Below are 17,406 nucleotides of genomic sequence, written 5' to 3'. Positions count from 1 at the left end.
ATGGCAACCCGGGATTATGTCGGCAGCCGCCCACGACGTCGGGCGGGTGGTCGAAACAGCAAGAAAGCGGCCCCTCGCCGCTTTCCTGTTATTCCAGTGCTGCTGGTCGTGGCACTGCTGGCAGGCTTTGGTGGCTTCCTTTACATGATCAATGGCAAGGGCAGCGACGCCCCCACCATCGAAGAGCAGGTAAAGGCCAACAAGCCAAAACCACAGAACAACGGGTTGCCACAGGAGAAGTGGAGCTACATCGAACGGCTTGAGAACAAGCAGGTCGATGTTATCGAGCCACCGCCCCAGCCGGGCGTGCTGCCACCGCCCCCCGCCGATACTCTGACCCTGCAGCCGGAAAAGCTGCCGCAACCGGTACCGACCGACATTCCCCAACCGGGGACGCCCATCGGCCAGTCCAAACCCTATCAGACCAATCCGGCGACCACGCCTGACAACGGTGCGCCCGTTGCCAGCGCTCGGGAACAGGTGATCGATCGCCAGGCCGAACGGGAGCGAATGGAGCGGGAGATCCGTGCCGAGCTGGAGCGGGAGCAGGCCGAAGCGGCCAAGGCCAAAGCGGCTAACCCGCCAGCCCAGACCGCAGCCGCCGACAGCGGTCGCTATATGATGCAGTGCGCGGCTCTGCGCTCGCAGGATTCCGCAGAGTCGCTCAAGGCACGTATCGCCTTCACCGCCGGTCTCTCTTCCAGCCTGCAGGTGGTCAACACAGCCAACGGTACCGTCTACAAGGTGATGGTGGGCCCCTTCAACGGCAAGGCGGCCGCCGACGCGGCCAACGGCAAGCTGCAGAGCTCCGGCATCAGCGGCTGCATTGCCAAGAAGGGTTAGCATACTGTCAGGCTGAACCAGCAGAGAACCAGAACATGACAAATTCGAAACAGCCACCAAATGGCCTTCCGGTTTACCGCTTGATTACTGGGCCTGATGACGCGACATTTTGTTTTCGTGTCAGCGAGGCACTAGCTCAAGGCTACACGCTGTATGGTTCTCCCTCGGCGACGTTCAATGGCCAAACTGTGATCGTGTGCCAAGCGGTAGTCTGGTCTGAAACAACATAATGCGGACAGTGTGCAGCAGGGCCGGGTGGCAACACCCGGCCCTGTTCTTTTGGTGTCACTCGCACCCACGCTCTTTATTACCCCGTTTATCCCGACCAAAGGCAGGGTTGAAAAGCCCGTTTGCCATCCCCATCTTTCTTGCCATGCACAGTCAGGCCGTCATTCGGCTCAAGCGAGGTAAGTAAAGTGACTACCATAGTTTCAGTTCGCCGCAACGGTCAGGTCGTCATCGGTGGCGATGGCCAGGTCTCTCTTGGCAACACCGTCATGAAGGGCAACGCCCGCAAGGTTCATCGTCTCTATAACGGCAAGGTGCTGGCCGGTTTCGCTGGCGGTACCGCCGACGCCTTCACCCTGCTCGAGCGTTTCGAAGCAAAACTGCAGGCCCATCAGGGTAATCTGGAGCGCGCCGCCGTGGCGCTGGCCAAAGATTGGCGCACCGATCGCGCTCTGCGCCGCCTCGAAGCACTGCTGGCCGTGGCCGACGAACACAAATCCTTCATCATCACCGGCAACGGTGACGTGGTGCAGCCGGAGCACGATCTCATCGCCATCGGCAGCGGCGGCAACTTTGCCCAGTCCGCCGCCATCGCCCTGCTGGAAAACACCGAGCTGGATGCCAGGACCATTGTCGAGAAGTCCCTCAAGATTGCGGGCGACATCTGCGTCTTCACCAACGGCAACCACACCATCGAAGTGCTGGACTACGCCGCCAAATAAGGCCACCAGCCAAACCCAATTTCCCAAGGGGTGGGCACTGCCCGCCCCGGATACAGGAACACCATCATGTCCGAGATGACCCCGAGAGAAATCGTCCACGAGCTGGATCGTCACATCATTGGTCAGGCCGATGCCAAGCGCGCCGTTGCCGTTGCCCTGCGCAACCGCTGGCGCCGGATGCAGCTCAACGAAGAGATGCGCCATGAAGTGACCCCGAAAAACATCCTGATGATCGGCCCGACCGGTGTCGGCAAGACCGAGATCGCCCGTCGTCTGGCCAAGCTGGCCAACGCCCCCTTCATCAAGGTGGAAGCGACCAAGTTCACCGAAGTGGGCTATGTCGGCAAGGAAGTGGACAGCATCATCCGCGATCTGACCGATGCCGCCATCAAGCTGGTGCGCGAAACCGAGATGGAGAAGATGAAATACCGCGCCGAAGAAGCCGCCGAAGAGCGCATCCTCGACGCCCTGCTGCCCAACCCGCGCAACACTTGGGGTGAGGAAGAGAAAGCCGACAACTCCAACACCCGCCAGATCTTCCGCAAGAAACTGCGGGAAGGTCAGCTGGATGACAAGGAGATCGAGCTGGAGCTCTCCGCCTCCCCGATGGGCGTCGAAATCATGACCCCGCCGGGCATGGAAGAGATGGCCAACCAGCTGCAGGGGCTGTTCCAGAACCTGGGCCAGAACCAGAAGAAGAAGCGCAAGATCAAGGTCAAAGAGGCCATGAAGGCGCTGATCGAAGAGGAAGCGGCCCGTCTGGTCAATCCTGAAGAGCTGAAGCAGAAAGCCATCGCCGCTGTCGAGAACAACGGCATCGTCTTCCTCGACGAGATCGACAAGATCTGCAAGCGCGGCGAGAGCTCGGGCCCCGACGTCTCCCGTGAAGGGGTACAGCGCGACCTGCTGCCGCTGGTTGAAGGTTGCACCGTCAACACCAAGCACGGCATGGTCAAGACCGACCACATCCTGTTTGTCGCCTCCGGCGCCTTCCAGATCGCCAAGCCGTCCGACCTCATCCCCGAGCTGCAGGGCCGTCTGCCGATCCGGGTCGAGCTGACCGCTCTCACCACCGATGACTTCGAGCGCATCCTGACCGAACCGAACGCCTCCCTGACCGATCAGTACAAGGCGCTGATGGCCACCGAAGGGGTCAACATCGAGTTCACCAAGGATGGCATCCGCCGTCTGGCCGAAGCGGCCTGGCAGGTCAACGAGCGTACCGAAAACATCGGTGCCCGTCGTCTGCACACCGTGATGGAGCGCCTGATGGAAGATATCTCCTATGACGCCTCCGAGAAGTCCGGCGAGACCTTTGTCATCGACACCGACTACGTCAACGCCCATCTCGGCAAGCTGATTGAAGACGAGGATCTGAGCCGCTTTATTCTGTAAGCGCGCCCCTCCCGATAAAACGCCTCCCTTCGCGGAGGCGTTTTTATTTCTCCACCACCTCCGTCATCTGCCCGGATTCTGGCCCACACCTGCGGCAACCCGTTCAATCCCAAGCCGTTTCCAAACTTCCCCTTGCCAACGCCCGCCGTTTTTTCATCCCCGCTGAAATCTGCTCAAAAAAAGATCTTTCCTATTCTCGGCGGCTGATTTATACACACGTATAAATCAGATCAAAATCTGTGCAGCAGGAACCTGAAAGATGAATCCAACCCGGCAGAAACTGCTCGATACCGGCCTCGCCATCGCCACCGAGAAGGGGCTGCGCGGCCTGACGGTGCGCGAGCTGGCGGCGGCGGCAGAGGTGAACCTCGGCTCCTTCGTCTACCACTTCGGCAACCGCGACGCCTTCATCGACGAGCTGGTCGAGCTCTGGTATGCCCCCCTCTATGACGAGCTCAAGGCAGTGGCAGCCAAAGGCTCCTACCCCTCTGCCATTGCCATGTTCGAGGCCACCATGAAGGCGCTGATCGGGCTGGTGGCGCGCCAGCGCGGCTTTATCAACCACCTGTTTGGCGATGCGCTGGCGGGTGAAGGGGCGGCCCAGCGCTTTCTGCTCAGCCTGCCGCGCCGCCACCCCCTGCTGCTGATCGAGCAGGTACGGATGGCACAGGCGGAAGGGTCACTGGTCGCCGGTCACCCGCTCCAGCTGATGATCTTCATCATGGGGTCGGTCGGCCTGCCGCTGGTGATCGCCGGCAGCGGTCGCCAACTCGGCTGGCTGCCCGAACAGGCAGCCCCTTTTCTCAGCCAGATAGACAACCCCGAGGCCGCCAGACAACGGCTGGTATGGGCACTGCGCGGCCTGCGCCCCACCGACATGAAAGAAGGAGAAGCGGCATGAAACAACGCATTGTAATCGCAGCCCTGCTGCTAACCGTTATCGGTGGCTACCTCTGGTGGCAGGGGCGCCCCACCGACGGCTCCATCCTCTACGGCAATGTCGATATTCGCGACGTCAATCTGGCCTTTCGGGTCGGCGGTCGCGTCGATCAGGTACTGGTCGATGAGGGGGATAGGGTAAAAACCGGCCAACTGCTGGCCCGCCTCGATCCGGCGCCCCTCACCCACAGCCGCGACAGTGCCCGCGCCAATCTGGCTGCGCTCACTGCCGCCAACACCTTGATCCACAAAGGCTATCGCAGCGAAGAGACCGACCGTGCCCGAGCCGCACTGGCCGCCGCCGAAGCCGCTGCGCTGGAGGCCGACCAGCAGTGGCGCCGCCAGAGCGCACTGGCCGCCACCGGTGCCATCTCCCGCGGTCAGCTCGATACCGCCCGCTCCCAGCGGGATCAGACCCAGGCGCAGGTGCGCTCCGCACGCGAACAGCTCGCCCAGCTCGAAACCGGCTACCGCCCGGAGGAAATTGCCCAGTCCGATGCCCAGCTGGAAGGGGCCAAAGCGGCGCTCGCCAGTGCCGAACTGGCGCTGGCAGATGCCAGCCTGACCGCCCCCAGCGACGGCATCATCATCAGCCGCGCCGTCGAGAACGGCAGCATGGTGCAGAGCGGAGCGACCGCCTTCAACCTCTCCCTGACCGCGCCAGTCTGGGTGCGCGCCTATGTGGAGGAGCCCTGGCTCGGCCACTTCCCGAGCGGCGCCAAGGTAACCCTCACCACCGACTCGCGGCCGGATCAGCCCTATCACGGGGTGGTGGGCTTTGTCTCGCCGACCGCCGAGTTCACCCCGAAATCGGTGGAGACGCCGGACCTGCGCACTCACCTCGTCTACCGGCTGCGCATCGTGGTGCAGGATCCCGACCCGGCCCTGCGCCAAGGAATGCCGGTCACCGTCAGGCTGGCGCCATGAGCTGCGCCATCTCCCTTGAGGGGCTCACCAAACGCTTTGGTGAGCGGGTCGCCCTCAACGCCATCTCGGCCACTATTCCGGCTGGCGGCATCACCGGGCTGGTCGGCCCCGACGGCGCGGGCAAGAGCACTTTGCTGCGCCTGCTGGCCGGTTTGCTGATCCCCGAAGCGGGCACCATCCGGGTGCTGGGGCTGGATCCGGTGAGCGAGGGGGATCTGCTGCGCCAGCGCCTCGGCTACATGCCCCAGCAGTTCGGCCTCTACGAGGATCTCAGCGTGCTGGAGAACCTCACCCTCTACGCTGACTTGCGCGGCGTACTGGAGCCCGAACGCACGCCCACCTTCGCGCGGCTGCTCGCCTTCACCGATCTCGCTCGCTTCACCGCACGACCGGCAGGCAAGCTCTCTGGCGGGATGAAGCAGAAACTCGGGCTGGCCTGCGCCCTGCTCGGCACCCCGGATATGCTGCTGCTGGACGAACCGGGGGTCGGGGTCGATCCCATCTCCCGCCGCGCCCTCTGGCAGATGGTGCGCGAGCTGGCCAAGGGGGGGATGACGGTGCTCTGGAGTACCGCCTATCTCGATGAGGCGGAGCTGTGCGACCACGTGCTGCTGATGGCGGATGGCGAGGTGCGCACCAGCGGCACACCGGCCAATCTGATGGGGGCCATGGCCAGCCGCTGCTGGCTGCTGGAGGCGGGGCAGCTGGATGGCCGCGAGCGGCGCGCCCTGCTGCGCCGGGCACTGGCTCACCCGGCGGTGATGGATGGCGCGGTGGCGGGGGAGCGGGTTCGCCTGCTGCTGCACCCGGGCATGACGCCCCCACCGCTCCCGGAGCTGCAACTGGCCAACGGCGCCTTTCAACCGGCCCAGCCCCGGCTGGAGGATGCCTTTATCGACCTGCTCGGCGGCGGCCCCGGCGGGGAGTCGAGTCTGGCAGCCGGGATGCGCGAAGCGGAACTGCCGCAGGGGGTCTCCCCCGAGGCGGTGATCGAGGCGCGCCACCTCACCAAACGCTTCGGCGATTTTGCCGCCACCGATGATGTCAGCTTTGCGGTGCGCCGCGGCGAGATCTTCGGCCTGCTCGGCCCCAACGGGGCGGGCAAGTCCACCACCTTCAAGATGGAGTGCGGCCTGCTGCGCCCGAGCGAGGGGCAGGCCCTGGTGACCGGCATCGATCTGGCCCACAGCCCCTCGGCGGCGCGCCAGCGCCTCGGCTACATGGCGCAGAAGTTCTCCCTCTACAAGCAGCTCACCGTGGCGCAGAACCTCTCCTTCTTCGCCGGTATCTACGGCCTGTTCGGCCGCCACCAGCAGACGCGGATCGACGCCATGGTGACTGCCTTTGCCCTCACCCCCTGGCTCGATCAGAAGGCGGAATCCCTGCCGCTCGGCCTGCGCCAGCGCTTATCGCTGGCCTGCGCCCTGCTGCACGAGCCGCCGCTGCTGTTCCTCGACGAGCCCACCTCCGGGGTCGATCCGGTGACCCGGCGCGAGTTCTGGTCGCACATCAACGCGCTGGCCGACCACGGCGTCACCGTGCTGGTCACCACCCACTTTATGGATGAGGCGGAGTATTGCGACCGCATCGCCCTCATCTATCGCGGCAAGCTGCTGGCGCTCGGCACCCCGGACGATCTCAAGGAACTGGCCGCCAAAGAGGCGGCGACCTCTTTGCCAACCGGCTCCTTGCCGACCTGTTCTTTGCCAACAATGGAAGAGGCTTTTATCACCCTGGTCGAGCGGGCCAGCGAGGAGGACGCATGAGCATCAACCGTCGGCGACTGCTGGCCCTCTGCCGCAAGGAGACGCTGCAAATCGTCCGTGACCCGAGCAGCATCCTCATCGCCTTCATCATGCCGGTGGTGCTGCTGGTGGTAATGGGTTACGCCATCAATCTCGATGTGGACCATCTGCGCCTCGGCATCTGGCGTACCGATAGCGGCGCTCCGGCGGTGCGGCTGGAGCAGGCCCTGCGCGGCTCTACCGCGCTGGAGATCCACAGCGGGCCGAGCAAAGAGTCCCTGCTCGCCAGTCTGGCCCGTGGCGAGATCCGCGGCCTGCTGGTGATCGATGACGGCTTCTCCCGCGCCATGGCCGGTCAGGGCAATGGCACGCCGCAGGCACTGCTGCTGACCGACGGCTCCGAGCCCAACACCGCCAACTTCGTCACCAACTATGTGCAGGGGATCTGGCAGGGGTGGCTCGCTGGCGAGGGGGTCGCCATGCCGGTGTCGATAGAGAGCCGCGCCTGGTTCAATCCGGCGCTGGTGAGCCGCAACTTTCTGGTGCCGGGCTCCATTGCGGTGGTGATGACCATCATAGGGGCCCTGCTCACCTCGCTGGTGGTGGCGCGGGAGTGGGAGCGCGGCACCATGGAGGCGCTGCTCGCCACCCCGGTCACCAAGGGGGAGCTGCTGCTCTCCAAGCTGTTGCCCTACTACGGCCTTGGCATCATCGCCATGCTGCTCTGCCTGCTCTTCTCGGTGGCGGTGATGGGCGTGCCGTGGCGCGGCTCCCTGCTGCTGCTCTTTCTGGTCACCAGCGTCTTTCTCGGCAGCGCCCTCGGGCTCGGGCTGTTTCTCTCCACCGTGATGCGCAGCCAGTTCAACGCCGCACAGGCAGCGCTGATCGCCGCCTTTCTGCCCGCCGTGATGCTGTCGGGCTTCGTCTTCGAGATCGCCAGCATGCCGCCTTGGCTTCGGGCCATCACCCACCTCATTCCGGCCCGCTACTTCGCGAGCTCCTTGCAGACCCTCTATCAGGCGGGCAGCGTTTTTTCGATCCTGCTGGTCAACGGTTTCTGTCTGCTGCTGCTGGCCGGTTTCTGGCTGGCCCTGACCGCCCGCAAGACGCGGCGCACTCTGGAGTAACCCATGCTGATCCGACTCTGGTGGCTGATCCGAAAAGAGCTGCAGGCCCTGATGGGCAATACTCAGGGGCGCTTTCTGCTCATCATGCCGGTGCTGCTGCAGACCGCCCTCTTCCCGTTCGCCGCCACTCTGGAGGTGACCGGCAACACGCTGGCCATCTACAACCAGGATGGCGGTGCCCAGAGCCGCGAGCTGCTGGAGCGCCTCACCCATATGCCCGCCTTTACCACCATCATCCCGGTACAAGGCGAGGCGGGCATGACCGAGGCCATCACCGGGCAACAGGCACTGCTCGGGCTGATTATTCCGGGCGATTTTTCGCGCCGGCTGGCACGGGGCGAACAGGCCAAGGTACAGCTGATCATCGACGGACGCCGCTCCAACGGTGGTCAGGTGACGGCTGGCTACATCAGTCAGGTGATCGCCCGCTGGCAAAGTGAGGGCAAGGGGCAACCCGAGCTGGCGGTACGCAACCTCTACAACCCCAACGTCGAGTTCCACTGGCATATCCTGCCAGCGCTGGTGGCCATCATCACCACCACTGGCTGCCTGATTGTCACCGCCCTCTCGGTCGCGCGGGAGCGGGAAGAGGGCACCTTCGATCAGCTGCTGGTCTCCCCCCTCACCGCGGGCTGGATCATGGCGGGCAAGGCGGTGCCCGGCATCATGGTGGCGGTGGGGCAAGGGTGCATAGTCGCGCTGGCCGCCCGTTTTGTCTTTCACCTCCCCTTTGCCGGCAGCCTCAGCCTGCTGATGGCGGGCATGGTCTGCTACGGGCTGGCACTGGCCGGGATCGGGCTCTTCATCTCGTCGTTCTGCTCGACCCAGCAGCAGGCCTTTCTCGGGGTCTTCTCCTTCACCGTCCCGGCGGTGATCCTCTCGGGCTACATCTCGCCGGTGGAGAACATGCCGCAGGTGTTCCAGTGGCTGGCGGCCATCGACCCCCTCACCCACTTCATCGTGCTGCTCAAGGGGGTCTTCCTCAAGGGGTTTGACTGGTCGGCCGCCTGGCCCCTGCTCTGGCCGCTGCTCGCCATCGCCGGCGTCACCCTGTCGCTAGCGCTCGCCATGTTCCGCCGCCATATCGCCTGACGCGCCACCTTGTTCAGCTGATGCCGGTCTCGCCCAGTGCGAGGCCGGCCATTTTCCGCCAGAAGTTTTCACTCCCCGGCCGTGGGTAAACCGGGCTTTCCCTCCACCACCCCTCACTCCAAGCCAGCGCAGAAATCATCAACTGGTATACCTATTTTTGTATATCTTTGAATTTTATCGAATTACCCCTGACGAGATATATAAATAGACACTTGATTTGCATCAATTGCCCGCCCCGACTGACTGGGTAGCCTAGCCCCAGAATGATGTTTTATTACTCCAAACTAGAGGCAATCATGAGCAAAGTCAGACTGGTCGTTGTGGGCAACGGCATGGTGGGGCACCGCTTCATCGAAGAGTTGATCGAGCGGGCCGAGCCGGGCCGCTACGAGATCACCGTCTTCGGTGCAGAACCCCGTCCCGCCTACGATCGCGTCCATCTCTCCTCCTACTTCTCCCATCACACCAGCGAAGATCTCTCCCTCGTCAAACCCGGCTTCTACGACAAGCACGGCATCCGCCTGCTGCTCGGCGAAGCGGTGAAAAAAATCGACAGGGCCAACCGCGAAGTGCACTCCAACAAGGGCACTGTGGTCGGGTACGACAAGCTGGTGCTGGCCACCGGCTCCTACCCCTGGGTGCCGCCCATTGCGGGCAGTCAGCACCACGAGTGCTTCGTCTACCGCACCATCGAGGATCTGAAAGCCATTCGCAGCGCCGCCAGGAGTGGCAAGAGCGGGGTGGTGATCGGGGGCGGCCTGCTTGGCCTCGAAGCGGCCGGTGCCCTCAAGGCGCTGGGTCTCGAGACCCACGTTGTGGAGTTTGCTCCGGTACTGATGGCCGAGCAGCTCGACGGTCAGGGCGGCCAGCTGCTGCGCCGCAAGATTGAATCCATGGGCGTGCAGGTGCACACCAGCAAGAGCACCAGCGAGATCCTGATGCATGGCGGTGAGCAGGCGAAACACCGCCTCTCCTTCGCCGATGGCAGCCAGCTGGAAGTGGATGTGGTGGTCTTCTCCACCGGCATTCGCCCGCAAGATACCCTCGGCCGTTACGGTGATCTCGCCATCGCCGAGCGCGGCGGCATCGTCATCGACGATCACTGCCTCACCTCAGACCCCGACATCTATGCCATCGGCGAGTGCGCCGCCTGGCAGGGCCGCTTCTTCGGGCTGGTAGCGCCGGGCTACAAGATGGCCCAGATCACCGTCGACCATCTGCTCGGCGGTGACAGCCGCTTCGAAGGGGCAGACATGAGCGCCAAGCTGAAACTGCTCGGCGTCTCCGTCGGCTCCATCGGCGATGCTCACGGCCGCACCCCGGGCAGCCACAGCTATGTGTTTCAGGACGATCAGGCTGGCGTCTACAAGAAGATCGTGGTGAGCGAAGACAACAGCCGATTGCTCGGCGCCGTGCTGGTGGGTGACGTGGAAGATTACGGCAACCTGCTGCAGATGATGCTCAACGCCCTGCCGCTGCCGAGCCACCCGGACACCCTGATCCTGCCCGCCTACGCCGGAGCCAAACCGACGCTGGGGGTGGATGCCCTGCCGGAAAGCGCCCAGATCTGCTCCTGCTTTGACGTCTCCAAAGGCGACATCGCTCAGGCGGTGGCCGAGGGTCACACCACCCTGGCCGCCATCAAGCAGCACACCAAGGCCGGAACCGGCTGCGGCGGCTGTGTGCCGCTCATCAGTCAGGTACTCAACGCCGAGCTGGTGAAGCAGGGCATCGAGGTCAACAACCACCTCTGCGCCCACTTCCCCCACTCCCGTCAGGAGCTGTTCCATCTGGTCAAGGTGGAGGGGATCAAGAGCTTCGACGAGCTGCTGGCCAAGCACGGTCAGGGCTATGGCTGTGAGGTGTGCAAACCGACCGTCGGCTCCATCCTCGCCTCCTGCTGGAACGAGCATGTGCTGAGCCCGCGCAACATCCCACTGCAGGACACCAACGACATCTTCCTCGGCAACATGCAAAAGGACGGCAGCTACTCCGTCATCCCGCGCATGGCCGGCGGTGAAGTGACCCCGGAAGGGCTGCTGGCGGTGGCCGAAGTGGCCCGCGACTACAAGCTCTACACCAAGATCACCGGCGCCCAGCGCATCGGCCTGTTCGGGGCTCAGAAGGATGACCTGCCCGCCATCTGGCGCAAGCTGCTGGCAGCCGGATTCGAGACAGGTCAGGCCTATGCCAAGGCGCTGCGTATGGCCAAGACCTGTGTCGGCAGCACCTGGTGCCGCTTCGGCGTGCAGGACAGCGTTGGCCTCGGGGTCTTCCTCGAGAACCGCTACAAGGGGATTCGCACCCCGCACAAGATGAAGTTCGGCGTCTCCGGCTGTACCCGCGAATGTGCGGAAGCCCAGGGCAAGGATGTCGGCATCATCGCCACCGATGCGGGCTGGAACCTCTATGTGGGCGGCAACGGCGGCATGAAACCGCGCCACGCCGATCTGCTGGCTTCTGACCTTGACCGCGAAACCCTCATCAAGCTGATCGACCGCTTTATGATGTTCTACGTCACCAGCGCCGACAAACTGCAGCGCACATCGGTCTGGCTCGGCAATCTGGAAGGGGGTGTCGACTACCTGCGCGAGGTGATCGTCGACGACAAGCTGGGGCTGGCCGAGACGCTGGAGCGCGATATCCAGACCCTCATCGACAGCTACGAGTGCGAATGGTCGCGCACCCTTAATGAAGAGGAGGCGCTCAAGCGCTTCAGCCACTTCATCAACAGCGACAAGCGTGACCCGGACGTCCAGTTCGTCAGCGAACGCGACCAGCACCGACCGGCGACCCCGGCCGAGCGCATCCCCGTCTACCAGATCGAAGTGGAAACCAAATGATGAAATTCGCCTGCCAACTCAACGACATCCTGCCGGGCACCGGCGTCTGCGCACTCATTGAGGGTCGCCAGATCGCCCTGTTCCGCCCGAGCGCGGCCGCCGAGGTGTTCGCCATCGACAACCGGGATCCCTTCTTCGCCGCCAACGTGCTGTCGCGGGGTTTGATCTGCGAACACGACGGCGAGCTCTGGGTCGCCAGCCCGCTCAAGAAGCAGCGCTTTCGTCTGAGCGATGGCCACTGTTTCGACAACCCCGCCATGTCGGTTCAAAGCTACCCCGTTGAAGTGCGCGACCAGCAGGTCTGGGTCGCTGTCTAAAGACAAATTCACTCTCTTTCGGGCTGCCTGTGGGCAGCCCTTTCAAGGACTCACAAGATGTACACGGAAACCATCAACAAGTGCGCCGCCAACGCGGCCCGCATCAACCGCTTCGAGCGCAGCGACAAGCTCGGCTTCTGGCTCAGCTCCGCCATGGCGGGGGCCTATGTGGGCCTCGGCATCATCCTGATCTTCACCCTCGGCAATCTGGTGGATCCCGCCATCCGGCCGCTGGTGATGGGGGCCACCTTCGGTATCGCCCTGACGCTGGTGATCATCGCCGGCTCCGAGCTGTTTACCGGCCACACCATGTTCCTCACCTTCGGGGTGAAGACGGGCAAAATCACCATGGCCGACCTGCTGCGTATCCTGCCGCAGACCTGGGCGGGCAACCTGATTGGCTCCGTTGTGGTGGCGCTCATCTACTCCTACGGCGGCAGCCTGCTGCCGGATGCGGGCAGTCTGGCCCACAAGGTGGCGCTGGCCAAGACCCAGGCTCCGGCCCTGACCCTGTTTATGAAGGGGATCCTCTGCAACTGGCTGGTCTGCCTCGCCATCTGGATGGCGCTGCGCACCGAAGGGGCCGCCCGCTTCATCGCCATCTGGTGGTGCCTGCTGGCCTTTATCGCCTCCGGCTACGAGCACTCCATCGCCAACATGACCCTGTTCGCCCTCTCCTGGTTTGGCGCCCACTCCGAGGCCTACACCCTGGGCGGCATCGGCCACAACCTGCTGTGGGTGACCCTGGGCAACACCGTCTCCGGCGTCCTCTTTATGGGCCTCGGCTACTGGTATGCCACCCCGAAAGCTGAACGCCCGGTTGCAGTGAGCGAGACCACCAGCACCGCCAACCAGACCCGAACCGCCTGATCCGGAGGCCCCATGGACTACTTGCCCATCTTTTGCCGACTCGACAACAAACCCGTGCTGCTGGTCGGCGGCGGCGAGGTAGCGGAGCGCAAGGCGCGCCTGCTACTGGATGCCGGTGCCCACCTCACAGTAGTCGCGCCCGAGCTCGACCCCGAGCTGGCGGAACTGGCTGCCAACGGGAGCATCGAGTGGCTGGCCGGTGAATTTGTGCCGGAACAACTGGCGGGCAAGTGGCTGGTGGTGGCCGCCACCGATCGGCGCGAGGTGAATGCGCTGGTCTACCAGAGCGCCAATCAGGCGCGGATCTTTGCCAACGTGGTGGATGACCCGAAACGCTCCAGCTTCATCATGCCGTCGATCATCGACCGCTCGCCGCTGATGGTAGCCATCTCCTCCGGTGGCAAGGCACCGGTGCTGGCCCGCTTGCTGCGGGAAAAACTGGAAGCCCTGCTGCCGCAACATCTGGGGGCCGTGGCGACCTTCGCCGGCAGCCTGCGGGAACGGGTCAAGGCGCGCTTCACCAGCATGGGCGAGCGGCGCCGCTTCTGGGAGCGGCTGCTCGGTGCGGATCGGCTCGGTCAGGCGCTGGCGCGGGGCGATAGCGCCTCTGCCAACCAGCTGGCCGACAACCTGTTTGCCGACGAGAGCCAGAGCGGTGGCGAAGTGGTGCTGGTGGGTGCCGGCCCCGGCGATCCGGGTCTGCTCACCCTGCACGCCCTGCGCCAGATGCAGCAGGCGGACGTGGTGGTTTACGACCGGCTGGTCTCGGACGAAGTGATGGCGCTGGTGCGCCGGGATGCCAAACGCATCTTCGTCGGCAAGCAGGCGGGCAACCACTGCGTGCCGCAGGAGGGGATCAACCAGCTCTTGCTGGAGGAGGCGAAGAAGGGGCAACGGGTGGTGCGGCTGAAGGGGGGCGATCCCTTTATCTTCGGCCGTGGCGGCGAGGAGCTGGAGACGCTGGTCGGCACAGGCATCGGCTTTCAGGTGGTGCCCGGCATCACCGCGGCCAGCGGCTGCGCCGCCTACGCCGGCATTCCGCTCACCCACCGCGACCACGCTCAGAGCGTGCGTTTCGTTACCGCCCATGGCAAGGGGGGCGCCCGGGATCTCGACTGGCCGCTGCTGGCCAAGGACAAGCAGACGCTGGTGTTCTATATGGGACTCTCCTCCTGCGCCACCATCCGCGAGCAACTGCTGGCCCATGGCAAGGGGGGCGACACTCCGGTGGCGCTGATCGAGCGCGGCACCCAACCCTGCCAACGGGTTATTCGTGGCACCCTCGATGAGCTGCCCGCGCTGGCGATGGGGGTCGAGAGCCCAGCGCTGATCATGGTGGGATCTGTGGTCACTTTGGCCGACCGACTCGCCTGGTTTGGCGAGGCCCCGCAGCGCCAGCGAGCCCTCGCCTGAGGGATCATCGGCAACTCACCATGAGGCCACCAGCAGGTGGCCTCACTTTTACCCCCCTCTTCTCCCATCACGGTCATAACCTGTTGTTTTAAGTCTGGTATCCTATGGGCATTGAGCCCTTGGCTACCATCTCAGGAATTCATCCCATGTCTCTTCCCATCAAGAACAGCGCCCGGCAGCGCGCGGATGACAGATCCCGCATTCTCACCCTGCTGCTGCGCGATGATGCCCTCACCGACAGCCTGCTCGATCCGCAGGTAGTGCAGGATGCCGAGCAGCGCGATCAGACCAGCGAACTCACAACGCTGGTCAACGGGTTGCCCGCCGCCGACGTCGCCGATGCGCTGGAATCGCTGCCGCCCGATGAGCGTCATGCCCTGTGGGCACTGGTGGAGGAGGAGAAGCGCGGCCAGATCCTGGTCGAAGCGTCGGAGACGGTGTGGGACAGCCTCATCAGCGGGATGAGCGACAAGGAGCTGCTGCACGCCCTGCGCACCCTGGATATCGACGACCAGATCTATCTGGGCCAGTACCTGCCGCGCAACCTGATGGGACGGCTGCTCACCTATATGGCCCCCGCCGACCGGGATCGGGTGCGGGAGGTGATCCGCTACGGCAAGCACACCGTCGGCGCCATGATGGACTTCGAGATCATCACCATCCGCCCCGAGGTGACGCTCGCCACTGTGCAGCGCTATCTGCGCCTGCGCGGCAAGATCCCCGCCAACACCGACAAGCTGTTCGTCATCGATCGCCGCAACCACCTGCTGGGGGAGCTGGCCCTCACCACTGTACTGCTACACAAGCCCGCCACCCTGGTGAGCGATGTGATGGAGCGGGATCCGGTCACCTTCGATCCGGAGGATAACGACGAAGCGGCAGCCCGCACCTTCGAGCGGGATGACCTGCTCTCCGCCGCCGTGGTGGATGGCAAGGGCAAGCTGATGGGCCGCCTCACCGTCGAAGAGGTGGTGGATCTGGTCTATGAGGAGAGTGACACCGACCTGCGCCGGATGGGGGGTATCAGCGAGGATGAAGACGTGTTCGCGCCCGTCTCCAAGGCGGTCAAGACCCGCTGGGCCTGGCTTGCCATCAACCTCTGCACCGCCTTTGTCGCCTCGCGGGTGATCGGCCTGTTCGAGCACACCATCTCCCAGCTGGTGGCACTGGCGGCGCTGATGCCCATCGTCGCCGGGATCGGCGGCAACACCGGCAACCAGACCATCACCATGATAGTGCGGGCGCTGGCGCTGCAGCACATTCAGGCGGGCAACCTCTCCTTCCTGCTGCTGCGGGAACTCGGCGTCGCCTTTATCAACGGGCTGGTGTGGGGCGGCACCATGGGCATCGCCACCTATCTGCTCTATCAGGATGCGGCGCTCGGCGCCGTGATGACCCTGGCCATGATGCTCAACCTGCTGGTGGCGGCGTTGATGGGGGTGATTATCCCCATGTCCATGACCCGCCTCGGCCGCGACCCGGCGGTGGGAGCCAGCGTGATGATCACCGCCATCACCGATACCGGCGGCTTCTTTATCTTCCTCGGGCTGGCAACCCTGTTCCTGCTGTAAACCGTGCGTTGCAAACAACAAGGGAGCCACTGGCTCCCTTGTTGTTTCAGGCGCGTTTGCCCGCCCCTGCCGTAGGGCTGCTTATCGCTTGTCAGCGGTGATCAGCAGGCCATTGGTGTCGGGGAAGCCGATGACCAGCGCCTCTTTTTTGGCATCCGTGGTAAAGGTGGTGACATAGGCGACGCGGTTATCCATCGCCCGGGCCAGAGCGGCATTCCAGAGGTTTTCGATCGGCGTGGCGGCAGCGGATTGCTTGAAGTTGCACTTGCCAAACCCGGTCATGGTCAGCTTGCTCAACCCGGCAGTGGCACTCCCCTCGCCCACCAGCGTACAACCTGCCGCCGGGAACTCGATCGCCACCGTCAGCTTGCCACCGTTGTTGGTGGTATCCACCTTGCCCACCATGTCGCTACTGAAGCCATCGCTGCCCGTGGCACTCCAGCTGGCCGTGGTCACCGCTTTGGTGGTCAGGGCCGTCACCGCCACATGACCGCTGAAACCGGAATAGATGGGTGAGTTGTCGGAGAACTTGGTGCCGGTCCGGGTGAAATCAAAAACCCAGCGCTTGATCTCCTTGCCCTGCAGATCGATGACCGGCTGATCCTGGAAGGTGATGAGGTTGTGGTCGTTGGTCACCGAGCTGAGCGCCGTGCTGGTACCGAGCCGTTCGCTGTTGCGGATCAACTGCACCGGGTAGATCCCGTCTTTGTCGGCTTTCTGGTCAGCCTGGCCCAGCCACTGGCTGTTGGTCTCGACCTTGCCCACCTGATGATCCACCCAGACACCCCAGTACTGCACGGTTTCACCCTTCGGGTAGACCAGCGCCAGACCATCCAGATCCTTGATCATGCGCGGCGTCGCCTTGTCGCCGTCGCGGCTCAGCAGATTCGCATGGTAAAGACCCGCCTCCGGCAGAGCCAGCGGCACCCGCTTGGCAATGCTGTTGGCAGCTTTTTCGCTGTCACAGGCAGACAGGGCGGCGGCGCAGGCGATGGCCAGCAGCGCTTTGTTGTGCATTTTCATGAGTTTTTATTCCTTGCTGTCGCTTTGTAATTTTTAGATGCAATCAATCGCCGCTGAATTTAAGGGAAAGGTCATCTATCAGTCGAATGGAGATCTGTAACCAACCATTACAGCCTCGCAGGAGCGGCAGACCGCGCCGCTTGCCCCGACCGCACGGCGGTGACTACCAAGTGACTCACTGCGGAAAAGCAGCGAGGGTGGTGGCCCTGAAGGAAGAGAAAAAAGAGATGAAAATCAGAGCCATAACTCTATTAACAGGAAGGCAATTAACCCGAATTGCCAGCCGGCTCACAATAGGATTCTTTTGCTATCGATAGAATGCACCACGCTGGCATACCCATAACAAGAGAA

15 protein-coding genes are annotated in these 17,406 nt (G+C 63.6%); 14 read left to right on the top strand and 1 reads right to left on the bottom strand.

Translation table 11 applies throughout. The features are described 5' to 3' along the window. The 14 genes from G5229_RS12240 to mgtE all read left to right on the top strand — a co-directional run bounded on the left by G5229_RS12240 (nucleotide 1) and on the right by mgtE (nucleotide 16,032). The gene (locus tag G5229_RS12240) at nucleotides 1–843 is read left to right on the top strand and encodes an SPOR domain-containing protein (protein WP_421209204.1); all 843 of its coding nucleotides are present in this window, start codon (nucleotides 1–3) and stop codon (nucleotides 841–843) included. A gap of 35 nt (nucleotides 844–878) precedes the next feature. Continuing rightward, the gene (locus G5229_RS12235) at nucleotides 879–1,073 is read left to right on the top strand and encodes a DUF1737 domain-containing protein (RefSeq protein ID WP_216952631.1); all 195 of its coding nucleotides are present in this window, start codon (nucleotides 879–881) and stop codon (nucleotides 1,071–1,073) included. Between the two features lie 186 nt (nucleotides 1,074–1,259). Then, entirely contained in the window at nucleotides 1,260–1,793 is a 534-nt protein-coding gene (hslV, locus tag G5229_RS12230) for an ATP-dependent protease subunit HslV (protein ID WP_005342555.1), read from the top strand. A 66-nt stretch (nucleotides 1,794–1,859) separates the two neighbouring features. After that, nucleotides 1,860–3,188, top strand: a complete 1,329-nt coding sequence (gene hslU / locus G5229_RS12225; protein ID WP_033136355.1) for an HslU--HslV peptidase ATPase subunit — start codon at nucleotides 1,860–1,862, stop codon at nucleotides 3,186–3,188. A 259-nt stretch (nucleotides 3,189–3,447) separates the two neighbouring features. Further along, complete coding sequence (locus tag G5229_RS12220; RefSeq protein WP_320656266.1) at nucleotides 3,448–4,089, top strand: TetR/AcrR family transcriptional regulator; 642 nt, start codon at nucleotides 3,448–3,450, stop codon at nucleotides 4,087–4,089. After that, nucleotides 4,086–5,054, top strand: a complete 969-nt coding sequence (gene hlyD, locus G5229_RS12215) for a secretion protein HlyD (RefSeq protein ID WP_216979734.1) — start codon at nucleotides 4,086–4,088, stop codon at nucleotides 5,052–5,054. The genes G5229_RS12220 and hlyD overlap by 4 nt, the downstream gene beginning before the upstream one ends. Then, complete coding sequence (locus G5229_RS12210) at nucleotides 5,051–6,820, top strand: ATP-binding cassette domain-containing protein (protein ID WP_421209203.1); 1,770 nt, start codon at nucleotides 5,051–5,053, stop codon at nucleotides 6,818–6,820. The genes hlyD and G5229_RS12210 overlap by 4 nt, the downstream gene beginning before the upstream one ends. Then, the gene (locus G5229_RS12205) at nucleotides 6,817–7,926 is read left to right on the top strand and encodes an ABC transporter permease (protein ID WP_323945981.1); all 1,110 of its coding nucleotides are present in this window, start codon (nucleotides 6,817–6,819) and stop codon (nucleotides 7,924–7,926) included. Before G5229_RS12210 ends, G5229_RS12205 begins: the two co-directional genes overlap by 4 nt. A gap of 3 nt (nucleotides 7,927–7,929) precedes the next feature. Continuing rightward, nucleotides 7,930–9,018 (top strand): ABC transporter permease, encoded by a 1,089-nt coding sequence (locus G5229_RS12200; protein WP_421209202.1) that lies wholly within the window; start codon nucleotides 7,930–7,932, stop codon nucleotides 9,016–9,018. A 296-nt stretch (nucleotides 9,019–9,314) separates the two neighbouring features. Beyond that, nucleotides 9,315–11,861, top strand: a complete 2,547-nt coding sequence (gene nirB / locus G5229_RS12195) for a nitrite reductase large subunit NirB (protein WP_421209201.1) — start codon at nucleotides 9,315–9,317, stop codon at nucleotides 11,859–11,861. Beyond that, nucleotides 11,861–12,178 (top strand): nitrite reductase small subunit NirD, encoded by a 318-nt coding sequence (gene nirD, locus G5229_RS12190; RefSeq protein WP_039039697.1) that lies wholly within the window; start codon nucleotides 11,861–11,863, stop codon nucleotides 12,176–12,178. Before nirB ends, nirD begins: the two co-directional genes overlap by 1 nt. A gap of 57 nt (nucleotides 12,179–12,235) precedes the next feature. Beyond that, on the top strand, nucleotides 12,236–13,048 hold the full coding sequence (gene nirC, locus G5229_RS12185) for a nitrite transporter NirC (protein WP_005340778.1): 813 nt from the start codon (nucleotides 12,236–12,238) through the stop codon (nucleotides 13,046–13,048). 12 nt (nucleotides 13,049–13,060) lie between these two features. After that, nucleotides 13,061–14,461 (top strand): siroheme synthase CysG, encoded by a 1,401-nt coding sequence (cysG, locus tag G5229_RS12180; RefSeq protein ID WP_421209200.1) that lies wholly within the window; start codon nucleotides 13,061–13,063, stop codon nucleotides 14,459–14,461. Nucleotides 14,462–14,607: 146 nt separating this feature from the next. Next, nucleotides 14,608–16,032, top strand: a complete 1,425-nt coding sequence (gene mgtE / locus G5229_RS12175; protein WP_421209199.1) for a magnesium transporter — start codon at nucleotides 14,608–14,610, stop codon at nucleotides 16,030–16,032. Between the two features lie 81 nt (nucleotides 16,033–16,113). Here the strand turns inward: mgtE and G5229_RS12170 are convergent, their stop codons facing one another. Next, nucleotides 16,114–17,055 carry a hypothetical protein gene (locus G5229_RS12170; protein WP_421209198.1) on the bottom strand — a complete coding sequence of 314 codons (942 nt, stop codon included), beginning with the start codon at nucleotides 17,053–17,055 and terminating at the stop codon, nucleotides 16,114–16,116. Between the last annotated feature and the right edge of the window lie 351 nt (nucleotides 17,056–17,406).

This window comes from Aeromonas sp. 602396, assembly GCF_049173735.1.
GTDB classification, from domain to species: domain Bacteria; phylum Pseudomonadota; class Gammaproteobacteria; order Enterobacterales; family Aeromonadaceae; genus Aeromonas; species Aeromonas veronii_A.
This window is presented reverse-complemented; position numbering and strand designations above follow the sequence as displayed.